The following is a 17,074-nucleotide window of genomic DNA, read 5'->3' on the forward strand; positions in this document are numbered from 1 at the left end:
CGCGCCATGGGCGCCGAAGCAATCATCGACCGCAGCGCCGACGACTACCGCTTCTGGAAAGACGAACACACCCAGGACCCCCGCGAATGGAAACGGTTCGGCGCACGCATCCGCGAACTCACCGGAGGCGAGGACGTCGACATCGTCTTCGAACACCCCGGCCGCGACACCTTCGGCGCCTCCGTCTACGTCACCCGCAAAGGCGGCACCGTCGTCACCTGCGCCTCCACCTCCGGCTACACCCACGAGTACGACAACCGCTACCTGTGGATGTCCCTCAAACGGATCATCGGCTCACACTTCGCCAACTACCGCGAAGCATGGGAAGCCAACCGACTCGTCGCCAAGGCCAAAATCCACCCCACACTCTCCCGCGTCTACCCCCTGCACGACACCGGACAAGCCGCCCACGACGTCCACCGCAACACCCACCAGGGCAAAGTCGGCGTCCTCTGCCTCGCCCCCCAAGAAGGCCTCGGCATACGCGACCAGGAACTACGCGCCCGGCACACCGACGCCATCAACCGCTACCGCACACCACCGCGTCCCCGAACCGGGTGAACCACCCTGCCGAGAACGAGCGGCGCTCAGGACGGCGGCCTGCTGCAGGCCGGTGCTGTAGCGGGCCGGAGCCGGGCGGCGGCCCGCAGTCCGCTCCACCGGCCGGCGTGGCGGTCACCGTTAAACTGGACATGTCGAACGGATCCGTCGTGCGGCCCGATGGGGAGGGCTCTGTCATGACCGAACAGATCACCTACCGGCGAGTCTACGAAGAGACCTCGCCCGAGGACGGCAAGCGTGTGCTGGTCGACCGGGTCTGGCCGCGGGGCATGCGCAAGGAGGAAGCTCATCTGGACGAGTGGCTGCGCGACATCGCCCCCTCCAGCGAACTGCGCAAGTGGTACGGCCACGAACCCAGCCGCTTCGCCGAGTTCCGCCGCCGCTACCTGGCAGAACTGCGCGATGCCGGACACCGTGAGGCAGCCGGGCATCTGCGTGACCTGGCGGCCCACGACAAGCTCATACTGCTGACCGCCACCAAGGACGTGGACCACAGCCAGGCCGCCGTCCTTGCCGAGTGGCTGGCCAAGAAGCGCTGACACACACACGAAGACGGCTACCGCAGGCCGGATGTTGTTCCTGAACGTCGGCGCCGTCGGCACGGTCAGACCTGCACGGTGGGCCGGACGACGATCTCGCTGATGTCGATGCCGCCGGGCTGACGGACGCGTGCGCGGCCGGCCGGCGCCATCCGCACCGACATCGGCCCCGCCGACCTGGGTGCCGCCCTCGAAGGCATCGCCCTCACCTCGGCCAGACCCGAACAGCGGGAACGAGCCGAACGTCTCCTCGACCTCGCCCTGGACGGTCTGAAGAGCCGTCCGTGAAGGCGGCACTGCCCGGGTCAGGCATCAGCAAGCGCGGAACAGCGGTGCCCGGGGCCGGGATCGCCGCGGCAGAGGCGAGCTACGCAGACGTCGTACCACGGCGGACAAGGCGGACGACGCCTCCGGCCGCAAGAACGACAGCAGCCGCACCCGCGCCGACGACCGGGTCGACCAGCGGGCTGGACTCGATGGGCACGGATCGGGCTTCGTTGTTGGCAGAGTCGCTGTCGGGCTCGTTCCCCTTGACCCAGGCATAATTGGCGCTCCCGTTTGCGGCGGTGACGTCGATGACGGTGCTGGAGCCCGCGGCCAGCGGACCACCCTTGCATTCCAGCATCTGCAGAGGGAGGCCCGCATGATAGCCGAATGTGATGACTTCGCAGCGCGGGTCGGAGGACCTGAGGTCGCCTGGACCCCCAGGCCAGGCGGAACTCCCCATGGGATCGGTGACAGTCCACCCGGACGACGCGTCAGGCCCGTTGTTCGTGACGGTGATCTGGTAACTCAACCGCCCATCCGCAGTCGGTGTCGGGCCGACCTTGGCCAGGGACAAGTCAGCACCCGATTCCGCCGCAACGGCGTACGGGGCTCCCAGCAACCCGAGCACGCCTCCCGCGGCACCTGCCGCAAGCATGAAGCCCAGCTGCCGACCCGAGCGAACCATCATCATGTCCTGCACCTCTTCCCACACTTGAAAGCACCTTCACCCTCATAAAGAGGAACTGCTCTCAAGTCTTCTTGGACCGCGCTTCCATGACGATCAAGTCAGCCAACCAGGTGAAGCCCGGCGGCTTCAGCCGGCGAAGGGGCCGGCGGGGCCGAAGGCGTGCCGGGTGAAGTTCTCGCCGATGCGGCGGTGTCCCTCGGGGTCGGGGTGGATTCCGTCGGGCAGCGGGTACGCGGCGTACTCGCGCTCGCCGTACAGGTCACGACCGTCGAGGTAGTGCAGGTTCGGGTCGTCGGCCGCCCGCTGTTCGACGAGGCGGGCGAGTTCGTCGCGGATGACGTTGAGCGTCAGGCGCCCAGCGGCGCGTTCGGCCGGATCGCCCGTCGCCTTGAACTGCAACCCGCCCCCGTCGAAGTCGGGCATGAGGGGTCCGGGGGTGTCCTCCTGGACCGGGCACAGGATGGCGGACACGACCAGTACGGGCGTGTCCGGATGACCCTCGCGGAGGGTGTCGAGGAAGCCGTGCACCGCGGGGGTGAAGGCGCGCAGGCGCATCACGTCGGCGTTGACGACGTTGATGCCGATCTTGACGCTGATCATGTCCGCGGGGGTGTCCCGCATGGCACGGGCGGTGAACGGGTCGAGCAGCGCGCTGCCGCTGAACCCCAGGTTGACCAGTTCCACGCCGCCCTGGGCGGCTGCCAGGGCCGGCCAAGTGGCGGTCGGGTGGGCGGCGTTCGAGCCGTGGCTGATGGAACTGCCGTGGTGCAGCCACACCTTGAGCCCGCGGTCCGGCGCCGGTTCGACGGGGGCATCGGTGCGCAGGGCGATCAGCTCGGTGATCTCCGTGTGCGGGAGCCAGATCTCGACATCCTTGTCACGCGCCGGCAGTCCGGTGAACCGGGCGGTGCCGGCAGGCCCCTCTGACAGCTCGGAGGACTGGGTGACCATGTCGGTGACCGTGCGCACGTTACCGTCGGCCACCGTGGCCTGGGCGGCGAGACGGCCGTCGACCAGCAGGTCGTACACGCCGTCCGCAGGGGCCGGGAAACCCCGGTAGACCCGCTTGGTGGGCAGGGTGTCCAGTTCGATGGCGGTGGCCCGGGTACGGAAGACCAGCCGCACACCGGACGGCTGGGCCTCGGCCACGGCCAGTTGGCTGTCCGGGATCTGCCGGCGGGCCGGGGCCGGCAGCCGATGCGGCAGAAGGCCGTGCGCGGTCGCTTCCACGTCGAGGTGCCCGCGCAGCATGTCCGCGGTGACAGGGGTGGTGATCGTGTCGTGCTCGGTGTTCATCGCCTCAGCCTGTTGACCAGTTTCTTCCGTGTGTTGCAGGTGTGCCCGCGCGTGGCACGGCACACCGCCTCCGGCGGTACGGGGCCGCCGGTCAGGGCGTGGTCCGGTTGCGCAGCAGAGCGTCGAGGGAATCCACGATCCACGCCCAGGATTCCCGCGCGTCGGGGGCGCTGTGCTCGAAGCCTCCGGCCAGTTCCAGGCTGACGTAGCCGTGGAAGACGCTGCCCAGCATCCGCACCGCGTGCGTCTGGTCCGGCTCCGTCAGGTCGTAGCCGCGCAGGATCGCCCGCGTCATCTGCGCGTGCCGCACCCCGGCGCTGGCGGCCGCCGTCTCGGGATCGAGGCGGAGGCGGGCGGCGGCGTAGCGACCGGGGTGTTCCCTGGCGTAGTCGCGGTAGGCGTCCGCGCAAGCGGCCAGGGCGTCCCGGCCGGCCCGCCCGGCCAGGGCATCGGCGACCCGGTCGGCGAGTTCCGCCAAGGCGAACAGGGCGATCCGGGTCTTGAGTTCCTGGGAGTTCTTCAGGTGCGAGTACAGACTCGCGACCTTGACGTCGAACCGCCGGGCAAGTGCCGAGACGGTCACCTGGTCAAAACCGACCTCGTCGGCCAGTTCCGCGCCCGCCAGGGTCAGACGCTCCGGGGTCAGCCCCACTCTCACCATTACCTTCCTCCCATCCAGCTAAGGACATTATGCATTTGCCTAATAGCTTTAGGCAAACTAGCCTGCCGTTCATGAAGCCGCTGACCGAACGAGAGATCCGTGCCGCGTTCCTGAACTGCACCAAGGGCGAGGCCAAGCGCCTGTCCGTCCCCCGCGACCTGGCCGAGCGGCCCTGGGACGACCTGGACTTCCTCGGCTGGAGGGACCCCCAGGCCCCCGACCGCGCCTACCTCGCCACCGAACTGGACGGCCGCCCGGTGGCACTCGCCCTGCGCTGCCCGAGCGCCGGCTCCTGGCAGATGCGGCGCAGCATGTGCTCGATATGCATGACCACCCACACCGGTGGTGTTTCGCTCATGGTCGCCGCGAAAGCCGGCAAGGCCGGGCAGCAGGGCAACTCCGTGGGCGCCTATCTGTGCAGCGACCTCGCCTGCCCGCTCTACGTACGAGGCAAGAAGGACGCGGGCGTCGGCGCACGGCTCCCCGAGTCGCTCACCGTGGAAGAGAAGATCCAGCGCACCGTCGCGAACCTCGCCGCGTTCATCGCCAAAGTCAGCGCATGAAGCAACCGGCCACGAACTGGAACCACACGCCCGCACCGGCTGCGCCGCCGCCGGCCGGTCGGCCTCCCCGTCACCTGCGCATGGGTTCCCTCAAGGGCTGCTCCAGGCTGCCTTCGCCCGGAGGGCCGGCCGCGTTCGTAGCGCGGCGTCATCCCCGGCCCCCGGCCGCATGGTGTCGTCACGGCCCGGCGGCGTCGTCCTCCGAAAGCAGTGCGTGCACGCGTTGCAGGACGTCGAGGTGGGCCTCGTTGTAGAACTCGACCAATGCCTGCACGACAACCGACTGGGCGATCGCCCCTCCCAGGCGGGAGGAGACGTCCAGGTCACGCAGGATCGGGTGGTCCTTCTGCTGTTTGCGGACTTCGGGCGCGAGGCGTTGCGCGAGCCGCCGCCGCACGTCCTCGGGCGCGTCCGCGGGCAGGGCCTCGAACTGCGCGGCGACATCGCTGCGAGGCGCCGAGAGCTGCTTCTGGAGCACGGACATCGCCGCGGGGGTGAGAATGCTGGAGTACGCCAGCAGGAGGGATCGCTGCGCCTCCGGCAGGTCGTCGACGAGTGTCCTGAAGTCCGCCGGCAGGTCGATCGAGGCCCGGTTGTCCAGGATCGCCGCCAGTTCCCGTCGCATCCGCTGTTGGCGTTCGATGCTCGCCGCGAGTTCTGCGTCCAGGACGCGCAGGATCTGCTCCGCCCTCTCGTCGGCGGCCTCGACCGAGGGGATGTCCGACAGCGGCAGGCCCAGGTCGACCAGCCTGCGGATGCGCAGCAGGCGGACCAGGTGCTTGACGTCGTACCGCTTGTAGCCGTTGGCCGCTCGTTCCGGCTCCTCCAGCAAACCGATCTCGTGATAGTGCCGGACGGCTTTCAGTGTCGTGCCGGCGAGTTCGGCCAGCTGACTTGTGCTCCACGTCACCGTCAGGCCCTTTCTCGGGGTGCTCCGTTCCCGATCGCCGTCGGCGTCCTGCCGGTCGGCGAGATCGTCGGGAGGCGATCCATCGAAGACCGTGCCCTTGGGGCATGGTCAACCCTCGATCGGGCCGGCCCTCCACACCGGCGAGACCGTCTTGACCATGCCCCAACGGCACGGAGTGCACTGGGCGGCGACCGCAACCGCGAACCGGTTTTGGAGACTGGACATGAAACGACAATGCATCATCGGCCGGAGATCAGCCCTGGCGGTCGTCATCGGCCTCAGCGGATCGCTGGCCGCGGTGCCCGCCGCAGCGGATGAGCCGCAGGTGTCGCAGGTGCGGTGGGACACGTGTCCCGAGGACGTCGTGGTCGAAGCGGCTCCGACCGAGTTGCAGTGCGCCACCGTGCCCGTGCCGGTGGACTACGCCGACCCCGGGGGCGCCCGGATCGACCTGACGATATCCCGGCTGGCCAGCACGAACCCCGGCAAGCGGCGCGGCACCCTCATGCTCAATCCGGGCGGCCCAGGAGGGTCCGGACTGGCGCTGCCCGCGCTGCTGGTGGCCCGGGGCCTTCCCGCCGGCGTCCTGGACGGCTATGACCTGATCGGCATGGACACCCGCGGCGTCGGGCACTCGGCTCCGGTCACATGCGGGTTCACACCGGACGGCCCCTACCAGGCCAACATTCCTCCCTACGCGGTCGACGACGCGGCGGTCACCGCACAGGCGAAGGTCGTCAAGCAGGTGGCCGAGCAGTGCGCGCGCCGTGACCGCAACGGACTGTTGCGCCACCTGACCACGGCGAACACGGCCCGCGACCTGGACCGTATCCGGGCCGCGCTCGGCGAGGAGAAGACCAGCTACCTGGGCTACTCCTACGGCACGGCACTGGGCGCCGCCTACGCGTCGATGTTCCCCGAACGCTCCGACCGGATCGTGCTCGACAGCAACATCGGCGACACCCACCTCGACCGCCACGGCATGCGCCGCTACGCCCTCGGCATGGAGCAGTCGTTCCCCGACTTCGCGAAGTGGGCAGCCGCACGGCACGACGGCTACGGCCTGGGCCGCACCCCCGCGCAGGTCCGCAGGACCTACTTCACCCTCGCCGAACGGCTCGACAAGGCTCCGGTGGCGGGCGTCGACGGCAGCCTGTTGCGGCAGTACACCTTCAGTCAACTGTTCAAGAAGGTGCAGTACCCCAAGCTGGCCCAGCTGTGGCAGACACTGGCAGACGGCGACGACACGGCGGCCCGCCTGCTGTCGGGGAACGCCACCGCGGACAGGGCATCGTCCTCGATCGACAACCCCTTGACGGTGTTCGCCGCCGTGACCTGCAACGACGTCGAGTGGCCCGAGAACGTCGACACCTACCGGCACGGCGTCGCCGAGGACCGCGAGCGCTACCCGCTGTTCGGTGCCGCCGCCGCCAACATCACGCCCTGCGCCTTCTGGCCGTACGCCCCGGCCGAGCCGCCGGTCTCCGTCGACGACGACGGACCGCGGAACGTGCTGCTCGTACAGAACCTGCGGGACGCGCCGACGCCGCACGACGGCGGGAAGATGCTGCGCCAGAAGTTCGCGGACCGGTCCCGGCTGCTCAGCGTCGACGACACCGGGCACGGTGTCTACGTCCTCGGCGACAACCCCTGCGCGTTGAACACCACCACGCGCTTCCTCGTCGAGGGCAAGATGCCCGAAAAGGACATGCTCTGCCGCGCAGGCTGATCCTCGCAGGCTGATCCTCCGACCAGTTGAGCGGAGCGGACGGTCCACGGCCATGTCCGCTCCGCCGCGTCCGTGCCGGTCCAGAGCGGCGACCGGAGTCCGTCGGGCACGACGAGCGCGACCCGGGCGCGCCCCTGACGGGCGCCGGGAAGCTGCGCCTGCGCGGCCGAGCCGAGCACATAACGGGAGTGAAAGATGATCAAAGAGTGGCGGCGTCGTCGGGCCACGCAGCGGGTCAAGCCCGGAGACGGGCGCGCACTGAAGCCTTTCCGCTGGTGGCAGTTGCCCTTCCGCACGCTGTTCTGCCTTCGGCTGACGTGCGACGACGGCGGGCACACGGTCTACGCCATCGACTTCAGGCATTGGCAGAACCATTCGTCCGACACCCTCAAGGCCCACCTGTACCGCGACGGCAGACAGCACGCCATGTCCCAACTCCCCGCCGCCTTCCCCGTCCCGGGCGGCATCATCGAGGTGAGGATGAGCGCCTTCGGGATCAAGCGCTGCCACTACGTCACCGACAGGGGCTCCGAGTACCAGCTCGTCCCGGACCCCCACTCCGCCGAGGGGCGCCGTGCGCGCCTCGACCGCGAGCACCCCGCGCTGAGCCGCGCAATCGGTCTCCTCTCGCTGTGCGTGCTCGTCGCCGCCCCGGCCATCCTCGTCCCGCAGATCGCCGAACAGCTCACCAAGCCCGGGGGCATCGCGCAGCACACCGGGACTTTCACCTCCCCCATCGACCTGCCGAAGTGGGGCAACACCGCGCTCGGTCTCGCCACGGCGGCAGCCAGCACCGAACGGGCGTTGCGGCTGCGCTACAGCTGGCTGCTCGACGGCGGAGCGGGATGAACGCGCCCTGGAGAGGGGTCGTTTGCCGGCAGGACGGGCGCGCGTCTGTCGGGCACGCTCACCGGTCCGCGGGCGCCGCGTGCCAGCGTCCGCATGATGCCCGCCCCTGTCAGCACGGCCGTGGCGTGCAGCGCCACGGCGACCGCGACGTTCTCCGGGTAGCTGACGTCGCTCGGGTGCGCCAGCGCCACGTACAGCGTGGCCGGCAGCCTCCAGCCGCTCCACGCGAACATCGAGCCCGATCCCAGCCACGCCGACGCGAGCAGGAGCGGATACGGCAGCCGGGTCGGCCGGCGCCGGACGAGAACCAGTACGGCCGCGGACGCGGCGAGAGCCCAGCACGCGCTGACCCCGGCCAACACATGCCAGCCGGCCGGCCGCTCATCGCGGTGCGCGATGCCGAGGGTGCCACCGGCCGCCCAGTAGAGCCAGGCCAGGCCGGTCATGGCGCCGGTCACGGCGGGCCACAGCGACCTTGCGGACGTGCGGCTGCGGGGTCGCTCCGGCCGGCGCAGCGCGTGGGGCCAGCGCCGCCGCAGATAGGCGGGAAGCGCGACGGCCAGCGCGATGCCGGTTCCCACGAAGCTGCACTGGAGCAGCACCGCTTCCCAGCCCGGCATCGACGCGTCACCCGCCGAGCCGCCTGAGCCTTGCGAACTCCCCGTCCCGGAGTTCACCAGCGCGCTGACGGCCACGAACGGCAGGATCGACACCAGGAATCCCGCCCCGACCCAGGCGAGGAATCCCACCAGCCGGCCGGGGATCCGCATCCCCCACGGCCGTACGAGCGCCAGCCCCAGCATGATCCCGGCCGCGGCCATACCGATCGTGACGGTGTTGAGCACCAGCCACCCGCCCAGGCTGAACCCCCGCCCGACCGGCAGCAGCCCCAGTAACGAACCGACCACCCACGACACCTTGATCACCAGATACGGCACGAGGGCCGCCGCCGCCCCGTACGCCGCCGCACGCCCGATCCGGTCCGCACGCTCCACCACGTCTCCCTCCGCTGGGGATCCCCATGGTCCGGCGCCCTCACATCCCTCCGCATCGGCCCCCAGGGGCACCCCGCTCCCCCGTTGGTCTGACCCGCCCCTCCGCCCTGCGGACCACGCTCGCTCAACCCGGCGATGCCGACGGGGGCCGGCTGAATCCGCGAAGGGCTTTCCTCACCCGCGACATCTGATGCGGGGGCCCGGTGCCAGGGCCTGTTCGCGGTGGTCTACCGGGTGAGGGTCCAGTGCTGCGCACTGGTCGGTGTGTCGACGCACTTCACCACCTGGAGCCTGGCGTTCTCCCCGGCGGCAGCGCCTCCCCGCACGCCCAGGCACAGGTTGCTCGCGAGGTTGCGGATCCAGTAGGTGCCGTCCGACTGCGGGTCCAGCCACCAGAGTTGGTTGTCCGCGGTCGTCGCGTCGCAGTAGTACTCGGAGACCGCCGTCCCGTGGTCGACAGTGCCGTAGTAGGGCACGTCCAGGCACAGCCCGTCCTTGCGGTTGGCGGCGACGAACAGGCTCGCGCCCTGTGGCCCGCCGTTCTTGGAGGAGACCCTGAGGTCCCAGAGCATGTTGTCCGTGGGGGCCATGTGGCCGCAGCTGTGCTGGTTCACCGGGCCGGCGACCGAGCCGTGCCCCTGGCCGGGGAGGTCGGCGCACATGTGGGTACTGGCGTTCTTCAGGGGCACGTTCGTCGACGCGGAGGCGGCGTTGGCCAGTTCACGAGCGCTGGGCTTGGCGGTCTTCGTCGCCTTCGGGCCGGCCGTCTGCTTGGGGGCGGACGGCGGCACCGCCCGCGCAGCCGGCGCGGCGGCCACGCTCGCGGATGCGGACGCGGACGGGGACGCGGACTTCGACGGTGACGGGGAGGCGCTCGGCGACGCGGAGGGCGACGGGGACTCGGCCGTGTAGTCGGCGGCCGGTTCGTCGTCGGGCAGGCCGGCATCGAGCGTCGTACCGGCGATGGGTGCCGTCTTGACCGTGCGGTTCTCGTCGTCGTCGCTCAGAGCGAGCACCAGGAACGGTACGGAGATCAGCACCGCCCCCGCGATGGCGGCCGCGGCCAGCATGGGGCCGCGGGGCCGTCCCGGCGATGTCCCGACCGCGTTCGGGTCGTCCGGGTCGTCGTCGCCCCCGGCGAACAGGACACCGGTCTCTGCATCGGGCTCCGGTCCGTCGGACGCCGCCGCCTGCCGCTGTCGTTGTTCCGGCTCCCGCTGGTGTCCCTGCTCGGCGGATGCCGGTGCCGCGGCGGCGGACGCGGAGCGCCGCCCGAAGAGCCGCCTGGGCGCGGGTGCGGGGGACGCCGGTATCGGTATCGGGGCGGCCGGATCGGGGCCGGGGTCGGGGGTGCGCGGGCCGAGGTCCGCGCCGGGGTCCGCACCCGGCGGGGGCACGGGCACCGCACGGCGAACGGCGACGGAGGGCGTCGCTTCGTTGGCCGGGGGTTCGTGCTGACGGGGCATGAACACTGCTCCTTGTCGATGGATGGGTGGTGCGATGACGCAACGGGCCCGCCGACGCCTCGTGTTTCAGCGGGACTTCGTCGCCCCAGCGGTCACCTCCCGCTCCCCCGGCTCACAGGGCGTCAGCTTTCCCAATCCACTCTGGACCAGGCTTGGTTGAATCCAAATATCGACACGGTGAACGTCGTCCGACGTCGCCGGCTTCGGCGGGTTCCCGGCCCTCCCGGGGCACACCTCATGTGCGCATCGTCGGCGGCACGGCTTGACGTCCGTCCCCCTGCCGGCGCGGAGGTCATCCGCGCAGGTGTTCCAGCAGGTTCCGCTCGGCGTGCCTGAGGTGTTCCAGGCCCACTTCGCCGGCTCCGGGGACATCGCCGTCGCGGATGGCCGTGATGATCGTCTGGTGCTCTTCGGCGATCTCCGCGGGGGCGAGGAGGTGCGCGTTCTGCACTTGGGCGAGGCAGAGCCGTATCTCATTGATGATCACACTGTGCGCGCGGGAGAGGCGGTCGCTGTCCAGGCCGTCGATGAGCGCACGGTGAAAGGCGACATCCGCCTGGACGATGGCCGCCACGTCCGAGCCGGTCGAGCACGCGCGGAACGCCTCATGGGCGGTCAGGGCCTGCGGGGTCAACAGCCGCTTGGCGGCCAGCAGTTCGTAGGCCCGCACTTCGATCACACCGCGGGCGAAGTACAGGTCACGTACCCGTGTCTCGTCCAGCGTCGGGACGCGGGCGCTGCGGTGCGCGGTGCGTTCCAGCAGGCCCTCGCCGACCAGCCGCTCGATCGCGGCCTTCGCGGTCTGCCGCGCGACTTTGTACTCCGTGGCGACCGATGCCTCCGTCACCGCGGTGCCGGCGGTGATCTCGTCCGCGAGTATCCGCTCACGCAGCGACGTCACGAGGGCGTCGCCGACGGACTGGGTTACAAGCTGGATCGCCATGCGCGCGTCCTTCGCGTCGTGGGTGAGGTCCGAGGGCTCTCAGAATATCCGCTGAACGCTAGACAATCAGACAAACGGGTGAGATAACTTGACGAACAATTTTCGGGAGGAGCGTCTCTATGCAGGTAGACGCCGTCCGGCGCGTCGTCCTCGCCCCGGATAAGTTCAAAGGAACCGTCTCCGCCCAGCGTCTCGTCGACGTCATGGCGGCGGCGATCGCGGAGCAGACCCCCGCCACGGCCGTGTCGCGGCTGCCCGTCGCCGACGGCGGCGACGGCAGCGTGGCCGCCGCACTGTCCGCGGGCTGGAGGGCCGACTCCGTGCCGGCGTCCGACGCCTGGGGCACGGACGTGAAGGCGTCCGTCGCCCGGCTCGGCGGCCGGGCGATCGTCGAGGTGGCGTCCGTGTGCGGCCTCGGTGCGCGCCGCCCCGGCCCGTCAGAGGCGGCCACGGCCACGACGTACGGCGTCGGCCAGGCCGTCGCCGCCCTCCTGGACGACGGGGCCGAGGAGATCACCCTCGCGCTCGGCGGCAGCGCCGCCACCGACGGCGGCACCGGCCTGCTGAGCGCGCTCGGCGCCGACCAGCGTGACGCACAGGGCCACCGGCTCGCGCCGGGCGGCGCGGCACTGACCGGGCTCGCGACCGTCCGTACCGCAGAACTCCATCCCGGCCTGCGTGACGTCCGGCTGGTTCTGGCGTGTGACGTCGACACACCCATGGTGGGGTCCGACGGCTCGGCCGAGATGTTCGCGCGCCAAAAGGGCGCGGACGACGACATGGTCCGCCGGCTCTCCGCCGGGCTTGCGCACGCGGCGGATCTTCTGGAGAACGCCTTCGCCAGCCCGGGGGCAGCCCGGCGGCCGGGCTCCGGGGCCGCGGGCGGACTCGCCTGGGCCGGACTCCTGCTGGGCGGACACCTGCGTTCCGGCGCGGAGGTGTTCCTCGACCTGCTGGGCGCGGGAGAGGAGATCCGCGGGGCGGACCTCGTCATCACCGGGGAGGGCTGCCTCGACGAGCAGAGCCTGCGGGGCAAGGCCCCCGTGAGCATCGCCCGGCTCGCCCGGACCTACGGGGTGAAGACCGTGGCGATCGTAGGAAGCAACCGTCTGCCCGCCGCGGCGGACGACGAGGCGCTGTTCGCGGACACCGTCACACTCGACCGCATCGACCCCGCCTGCGCCGACGACCCCGAGCTGACCTGCCGCCTCGTGGGGCAGGCCGCCCGCACCCTCATCCAGGCCCACCTGGGCCTGGGCCCCAGGACCACTCACCGGAACGGAGCCCGACCGTGACGACCCGCCCCTGGAGCTGCGACACCGTCGTCGCGCTCCCCGACTCCACCCGCCGCCGAACGGTCCTCTTCGGCAAGAACAGCGACCGCCCGGCCGGCGAGGCCCAGCCGCTGCGCCGGCAGCCGGCCCGGCCCGCGGGCGGCCCCCTGCGCCTCGCCTACCTCACCATCGAGGACGCACCCGCCTACGCGCACATCGGTTCGAGCCCGTTCTGGTGCTGGGGCTACGAGATGGGCGTGAACGAGCACCGCGTCGCCATCGGCAACGAGGCCGTCTTCAGCAACGTCTGGGCGGACGCCGTCGCCAGGGAGAAGGCAGGCGATGCGCAAGCACCCGGCATCCTCGGCATGGAACTCGTCCGCCTCGGCCTGGAACGCGGCAGCACCGCACAAGAAGCACTGCGGATCATCACGGAACTGCTGGAACGCCACGGCCAGTGGGGCTCGGCCATGGTCGGCACACCCCATGCCGAAGGCTCCTACGACAACGCCTTCGTCATCGCCGATCCGCGGGAAGCCTGGGTCCTGGAGACGATCGGACGCGACTGGGCGGCCCGCCGCATCAGCAGCGGTGTCGCGTCGCTCAGCAACGAGCTGTCCATCCGCACGGACGCGGACCTCGCCAGCTCCGGACTGCGCGCGGCGGCGACGCGGGCGGGCTGGCCGTCCGACCGGCCGCTGGATGTGGCGGACGCCTTCACCGACCCGGGCACACCGCTCCAGGTGTCGCACATCCGCCGCCGCCGCTCCCACCAGCTCCTCACCGACGGAGCAGCCGCGGGCATCGACCTGCGCACCATGAAGCGCGTCCTGCGCGACCACCTGGAGGACACCTTCCTCGGCGGTCCCTCCTTCGACGCCGCACGCCCGGACTTCCACACGCTCTGCATGCACGAGCACCCGTCCGGATTCACCTGGGGCAACACCGCGGCCTCACTGATCGTCGAACTGCACGACGGCCCCGGTCCGCTCACCCTGTGGTGGTGCCCCGTCACCCCCTGCACAGGTGTCTACCTTCCCGTTCCGCTGGAGATCGAGGACCTGCCCGACGGGCTCACCCGGCCCGCCCCGGCATCCTCGTGGGACCCCCGCGACCATCGCAGTCCCGGGCACGACCCGCTCGCGGTCTGGTGGCAGTGGCAGCACCTGCTCGACGCGGCCAAGGACCCCGAGGCACGCGACTTCACCGCCCGTGCCGCGCGTCTGCGCACCGCCTTCGACGACCTCGAAGCACGGTGGGAACAGGCACTCCCCGCCCCGGCAGACGCCCCGAAGGCCCGGACCGCGTTCGCCCGCACCTGCCTGGACGAAGCCCGCGCCACCGCCACCGGGCTCGCCCTTGAGTTCGGCACGGATCCCGCCCGCGCCCTCGACAGCCGCTGGGCCGTACCGGCCGCCTGATCACGCTCCGCCGCACCACCGCCTGCACCACTTGGAGAACCACCCATGTCCATCAGAGAGTCCTTCCGCGGCCCCGAAGCCTCCATCGACGACCAGATCGAGAGCTTCGCCGTCGAGCGCGTGCCCGACAACAAGCGCTGGCCCATCCCCGCCATCAGCCTCGTGCTGCTCGGCAACGCCACCGCCATGTTCTTCTTCTCCTTCGGCGCCCAGCAGACCTTCCTCGTGGGCTGGCCGACGATGCTGCTGCCGATCGGCTACTTCTTCATCGGCGCCGTCCTCATCGGCTCCCTGACCATGCGGATGGCCAGCCGCGAAGGGCTCTCCCAGAGCCTGATATCCCGCGGACTCGGCTTCGGAAGCCGGGGCGCGGCACTGACCTCGTTCATCTACGCGGTCAACTTCGTCTACTACTTTCTCTTCGAAGGGACGATCGTCTCCCACGCGATCGCCTACTACTTCGACATCCCCATCGACTCCTTCGCCGGCATCGGGATCTTCGCCGTGATCGGCCTCGTCACGATCGGCTTCGTCTGGCGCGGCATGTACGCCATGTCGACACTCCAGAAATGGGGCTTCCCGATCTTCGTCGGGCTGCTGGTGTGGGCACTGATCTGTCTCGGCTCCCAGCACGACATCGCCGGCGTCGGCCAGTGGAACTCCACCGCGACCGGCGGCGGTGCGGCCCTGTGGACCGCGATGAGCTTCGCCAACGGACAGATGATCTTCCAGGGTCTGATGGCCACCGACTACGGACGCTTCGCCAGCACCCGGATCCGCTACCGCGGCACGGCGACCATCATGCTGCTCGAACTCATCCCGATGTTCGTCATCATCTTCCTCGGCGCGATGCTGGGCGCGTCCCTCGTCGGCTCCTTCGGCGAGGAGAAGGCGCAGGACCCCGGATTCGTCTTCGTCCACCTCATGGGACTGCTCGGGGTCGTCTTCGTCGTCATCACCCAGATCCGCATCAACGTCATGAACCTGTACGGCGGTTCCATCACCCTGTCGAGCGGCTTCGACGTCGTCGCGGGCTTCCGTCCCGGACGTCCCTGGTGGATGTTCGGAGTGTGGCTGTTCGGTGTCATCTTCTACGCCACGAACGTCATCAACCACCTCGGCACGTTCCTGGCCGTCACCGGCGTCCTCACCAACACCTGGGTGCTCATCATCCTCGCCGACTACTTCGTCTGCCGACGCTGGCTGGGGCTCGGCCGGGCCGAGGACATCGAGTTCCGCGAGGACGAAGTGCGCGAGTGGAACCCCTGCGGCCTGGTCTCCCTCGGCCTCGCGGTGTTCGTCGGCGCGCTCGGCATCCTCGGCGTCTACCCGGTGGCGTACGCGTCGTTCATCTCGATGTTCCTCGGACCCGTCGTCCACGTCGTCCTCACCAAGATGACGAAGGGACGCTTCTACACACCCGCGCACGCCACCGCCGACCGAGTCCCGTCCACGGCGACCTCGGGGAACTGACCCCGGCCACCGGATCCTCGCGGGGTGCGCCCGGTTGCTCGCAGCAGCCGGGCGCTGGGCATCCCGGTGGCTGACAAGCGCCGGCCGCCGGCACACCAGCCGGTGGACGAAAGACGTCACGGCGTCCGAGGCAACAGGGATCTGGCCGCGACACGCATAACCATGCCGGGCCGTAGCAGCACGCGGGGTTCCTTGAGCAGGCTCAAGACGTTCATCAGTTCGGCGCACACCTTGACGTCCTTCGTGGCAGCGGTCAGGGCATGGACGTAGTACCTGATCAGCATCCGATCCACAACGCCGGGCCGAGCACCGGTGGTCTCCGGGTAGCGCCAGTCCTCCCAGGTGGCCACGGTCCACGCACCGGACGCCGCACGGGCGACAGCCCGCTGGAACTCGGCAGTGGACGAAGCTCCGTCGGCCAGCCAGCTCTCCAGGGCCTGCGCGCAGAGCGCAGAAACACTCATGCCGTGGCCGTAGACAGGGTTGAAGGCACAGGCGGAATCGCCCAATGCTATGAGCCCGGCCGGCCATGTGGACATCTTCTCCCAGTGATGGTTGCGGTTGGCGGCCTGTCTGAAGGCCGATATCCTGCTGACGGGCTTGGCCTTCACCAGCAAGGAGTGCAGCGCGGGATCGCGCAGGCTACGGGCGTATTCCAGGAAGCCTTCGTCGGTGTTCGGCGGGTAGTCGCCCCCATAGCCGGCAAGTGTGCACCTCCATTTCCGGTTCTCCTGGAGAAACATGTAGGCACAGCGGCGTGCAGCAGGGGGCCGGTGCTGCAGAGTGATGGCCTTGAAGTCGGGGGTGTGCTCCGGGGGGATCTCGAAGTCCTGGGTGGCATGCCCCATATGGGCATCCACCACGGTCACTTCGGGAAGGGTGTGTCCCTGCTCGGCGAGCCATGTGGGGAGTTGGGACGAGCGTCCGGTGGCGTCCACCACCAGGTCCGCATGCAGCGTCTTGGGTCCATCAGCCGTGCGGGCCCGGATGCCGACGACACGGCCGGCCGTGTCGGTGAGCAAACCGGTGGCCGTGGTGCGGTCCACGATCGTCACCTTGTTGAGCCGCTGCCGCAGGGCCGCCTCCAGCACGGAGCGGCTGCAGGTGAACACCTTCGTCAGGGGAAGGCGCGGAAGCCATCCCGCCGTGCTCAGCCACCTCGCGTCGGCGGGAAATGAAAGGCGGGGCGCGCCCGATGCGCAGAGGGTGTCCAGTACCCCTGGGAAGAAGGACTCCAGGACCTGCTGCCCGGCGGGCCACAGGAGATGAACGTGACGGTGTTGCGGCACACCGGCACGGCCGCGATCACTGCCGTCCAGCCGGTCACGTTCTATCACCGTGACGGTCTCACAATGACGTGAAAGGGCCTCGGCAGCAAGGATCCCTGCCACACCTGAGCCCATGACGATGGCACTCTTCACAAGGCGTCACTTCCCCTG

Annotated in this window: 16 protein-coding genes and 1 pseudogene; 9 read left to right on the forward strand and 8 right to left on the reverse strand. The window is 70.0% G+C overall.

Going from position 1 to position 17,074, the window contains the following annotated elements:
• The 3 genes and pseudogenes from ACFYTE_RS29665 to ACFYTE_RS29675 all read left to right on the forward strand — a co-directional run.
• Nucleotides 1–561 (forward strand): zinc-binding dehydrogenase (locus ACFYTE_RS29665; RefSeq protein WP_388716885.1); only part of this gene is annotated, 561 nt, incomplete at its 5' end.
• A 176-nt stretch (nt 562–737) separates the two neighbouring features.
• Nucleotides 738–1,100 (forward strand): DUF488 domain-containing protein, encoded by a 363-nt coding sequence (locus ACFYTE_RS29670; RefSeq protein ID WP_388716887.1) that lies wholly within the window; start codon nt 738–740, stop codon nt 1,098–1,100.
• Nucleotides 1,101–1,219: 119 nt separating this feature from the next.
• Nucleotides 1,220–1,388 (forward strand): annotated as a pseudogene (locus ACFYTE_RS29675) (TetR/AcrR family transcriptional regulator); the annotation flags it as partial.
• A gap of 79 nt (nt 1,389–1,467) precedes the next feature.
• On the opposite strand, the gene ACFYTE_RS29680 reads toward ACFYTE_RS29675, so the two are convergent.
• The 3 genes from ACFYTE_RS29680 to ACFYTE_RS29690 form a co-directional block, all read right to left on the reverse strand.
• The gene (locus tag ACFYTE_RS29680) at nt 1,468–2,079 is read right to left on the reverse strand and encodes a DUF11 domain-containing protein (RefSeq protein WP_388716889.1); all 612 of its coding nucleotides are present in this window, start codon (nt 2,077–2,079) and stop codon (nt 1,468–1,470) included.
• Between the two features lie 102 nt (nt 2,080–2,181).
• Nucleotides 2,182–3,351, reverse strand: a complete 1,170-nt coding sequence (locus ACFYTE_RS29685) for a GDSL-type esterase/lipase family protein (protein WP_388716892.1) — start codon at nt 3,349–3,351, stop codon at nt 2,182–2,184.
• Nucleotides 3,352–3,442: 91 nt separating this feature from the next.
• Nucleotides 3,443–4,012, reverse strand: a complete 570-nt coding sequence (locus tag ACFYTE_RS29690) for a TetR/AcrR family transcriptional regulator (protein WP_388716895.1) — start codon at nt 4,010–4,012, stop codon at nt 3,443–3,445.
• A gap of 71 nt (nt 4,013–4,083) precedes the next feature.
• Between ACFYTE_RS29690 and ACFYTE_RS29695 the strand changes: the two genes are divergently transcribed.
• On the forward strand, nt 4,084–4,575 hold the full coding sequence (locus tag ACFYTE_RS29695; protein WP_388716898.1) for an FBP domain-containing protein: 492 nt from the start codon (nt 4,084–4,086) through the stop codon (nt 4,573–4,575).
• A gap of 178 nt (nt 4,576–4,753) precedes the next feature.
• Here the strand turns inward: ACFYTE_RS29695 and ACFYTE_RS29700 are convergent, their stop codons facing one another.
• On the reverse strand, nt 4,754–5,485 hold the full coding sequence (locus ACFYTE_RS29700; protein ID WP_388716900.1) for a MerR family transcriptional regulator: 732 nt from the start codon (nt 5,483–5,485) through the stop codon (nt 4,754–4,756).
• Nucleotides 5,486–5,708: 223 nt separating this feature from the next.
• Between ACFYTE_RS29700 and ACFYTE_RS29705 the strand changes: the two genes are divergently transcribed.
• Nucleotides 5,709–7,214, forward strand: a complete 1,506-nt coding sequence (locus tag ACFYTE_RS29705; protein WP_388716903.1) for an alpha/beta hydrolase — start codon at nt 5,709–5,711, stop codon at nt 7,212–7,214.
• Between the two features lie 195 nt (nt 7,215–7,409).
• The gene (locus ACFYTE_RS29710) at nt 7,410–8,063 is read left to right on the forward strand and encodes a hypothetical protein (protein ID WP_388716906.1); all 654 of its coding nucleotides are present in this window, start codon (nt 7,410–7,412) and stop codon (nt 8,061–8,063) included.
• Here the strand turns inward: ACFYTE_RS29710 and ACFYTE_RS29715 are convergent.
• The 3 genes from ACFYTE_RS29715 to ACFYTE_RS29725 form a co-directional block, all read right to left on the reverse strand.
• The gene (locus ACFYTE_RS29715; protein WP_388716909.1) at nt 8,030–9,061 is read right to left on the reverse strand and encodes a hypothetical protein; all 1,032 of its coding nucleotides are present in this window, start codon (nt 9,059–9,061) and stop codon (nt 8,030–8,032) included. The two genes, ACFYTE_RS29710 and ACFYTE_RS29715, sit on opposite strands and share 34 nt — an antisense overlap.
• 224 nt (nt 9,062–9,285) lie before the next feature.
• Nucleotides 9,286–10,524, reverse strand: a complete 1,239-nt coding sequence (locus ACFYTE_RS29720) for an RICIN domain-containing protein (protein ID WP_388716912.1) — start codon at nt 10,522–10,524, stop codon at nt 9,286–9,288.
• A 292-nt stretch (nt 10,525–10,816) separates the two neighbouring features.
• The gene (locus tag ACFYTE_RS29725; protein WP_388716915.1) at nt 10,817–11,467 is read right to left on the reverse strand and encodes a GntR family transcriptional regulator; all 651 of its coding nucleotides are present in this window, start codon (nt 11,465–11,467) and stop codon (nt 10,817–10,819) included.
• Nucleotides 11,468–11,586: 119 nt separating this feature from the next.
• Between ACFYTE_RS29725 and ACFYTE_RS29730 the strand changes: the two genes are divergently transcribed.
• Genes ACFYTE_RS29730 through ACFYTE_RS29740 form a run of 3 tightly spaced genes read left to right on the forward strand, consistent with a single transcriptional unit; the run spans nt 11,587 to nt 15,635 of the window.
• Nucleotides 11,587–12,762 (forward strand): glycerate kinase, encoded by a 1,176-nt coding sequence (locus ACFYTE_RS29730; RefSeq protein ID WP_388716918.1) that lies wholly within the window; start codon nt 11,587–11,589, stop codon nt 12,760–12,762.
• Nucleotides 12,759–14,162, forward strand: coding sequence for a C69 family dipeptidase (locus ACFYTE_RS29735; protein ID WP_388716921.1), 1,404 nt, complete (start codon nt 12,759–12,761; stop codon nt 14,160–14,162). Before ACFYTE_RS29730 ends, ACFYTE_RS29735 begins: the two co-directional genes overlap by 4 nt.
• 45 nt (nt 14,163–14,207) lie before the next feature.
• A complete protein-coding gene (locus tag ACFYTE_RS29740; protein ID WP_388716924.1) occupies nt 14,208–15,635 on the forward strand; it encodes a purine-cytosine permease family protein in 1,428 nt (475 codons plus the stop codon).
• Between the two features lie 116 nt (nt 15,636–15,751).
• On the opposite strand, the gene ACFYTE_RS29745 is transcribed toward ACFYTE_RS29740, so the two are convergent.
• Nucleotides 15,752–17,056 carry an FAD-dependent oxidoreductase gene (locus tag ACFYTE_RS29745; protein WP_388716927.1) on the reverse strand — a complete coding sequence of 435 codons (1,305 nt, stop codon included), beginning with the start codon at nt 17,054–17,056 and terminating at the stop codon, nt 15,752–15,754.
• Between the last annotated feature and the right edge of the window lie 18 nt (nt 17,057–17,074).

Origin of the sequence: Streptomyces sp. NPDC004629 (genome assembly GCF_042873595.1) — a bacterium.
Classification (GTDB): Bacteria; Actinomycetota; Actinomycetes; order Streptomycetales; family Streptomycetaceae; genus Streptomyces.

What these genes read in the sequence shown, in the direction of transcription:
- ACFYTE_RS29695 (WP_388716898.1), top strand. Translation starts at nt 4,084, where the DNA reads ATGAAGCCGCTGACCGAACGAGAGATCCGTGCCGCGTTCCTGAACTGC.
- ACFYTE_RS29720 (WP_388716912.1), bottom strand. Translation starts at nt 10,524, where the DNA reads ATGCCCCGTCAGCACGAACCCCCGGCCAACGAAGCGACGCCCTCCGTC.
- ACFYTE_RS29725 (WP_388716915.1), bottom strand. Translation starts at nt 11,467, where the DNA reads ATGGCGATCCAGCTTGTAACCCAGTCCGTCGGCGACGCCCTCGTGACG.
- ACFYTE_RS29690 (WP_388716895.1), bottom strand. Translation starts at nt 4,012, where the DNA reads ATGGTGAGAGTGGGGCTGACCCCGGAGCGTCTGACCCTGGCGGGCGCG.
- ACFYTE_RS29705 (WP_388716903.1), top strand. Translation starts at nt 5,709, where the DNA reads ATGAAACGACAATGCATCATCGGCCGGAGATCAGCCCTGGCGGTCGTC.
- ACFYTE_RS29730 (WP_388716918.1), top strand. Translation starts at nt 11,587, where the DNA reads ATGCAGGTAGACGCCGTCCGGCGCGTCGTCCTCGCCCCGGATAAGTTC.
- ACFYTE_RS29740 (WP_388716924.1), top strand. Translation starts at nt 14,208, where the DNA reads ATGTCCATCAGAGAGTCCTTCCGCGGCCCCGAAGCCTCCATCGACGAC.
- ACFYTE_RS29685 (WP_388716892.1), bottom strand. Translation starts at nt 3,351, where the DNA reads ATGAACACCGAGCACGACACGATCACCACCCCTGTCACCGCGGACATG.
- ACFYTE_RS29710 (WP_388716906.1), top strand. Translation starts at nt 7,410, where the DNA reads ATGATCAAAGAGTGGCGGCGTCGTCGGGCCACGCAGCGGGTCAAGCCC.
- ACFYTE_RS29670 (WP_388716887.1), top strand. Translation starts at nt 738, where the DNA reads ATGACCGAACAGATCACCTACCGGCGAGTCTACGAAGAGACCTCGCCC.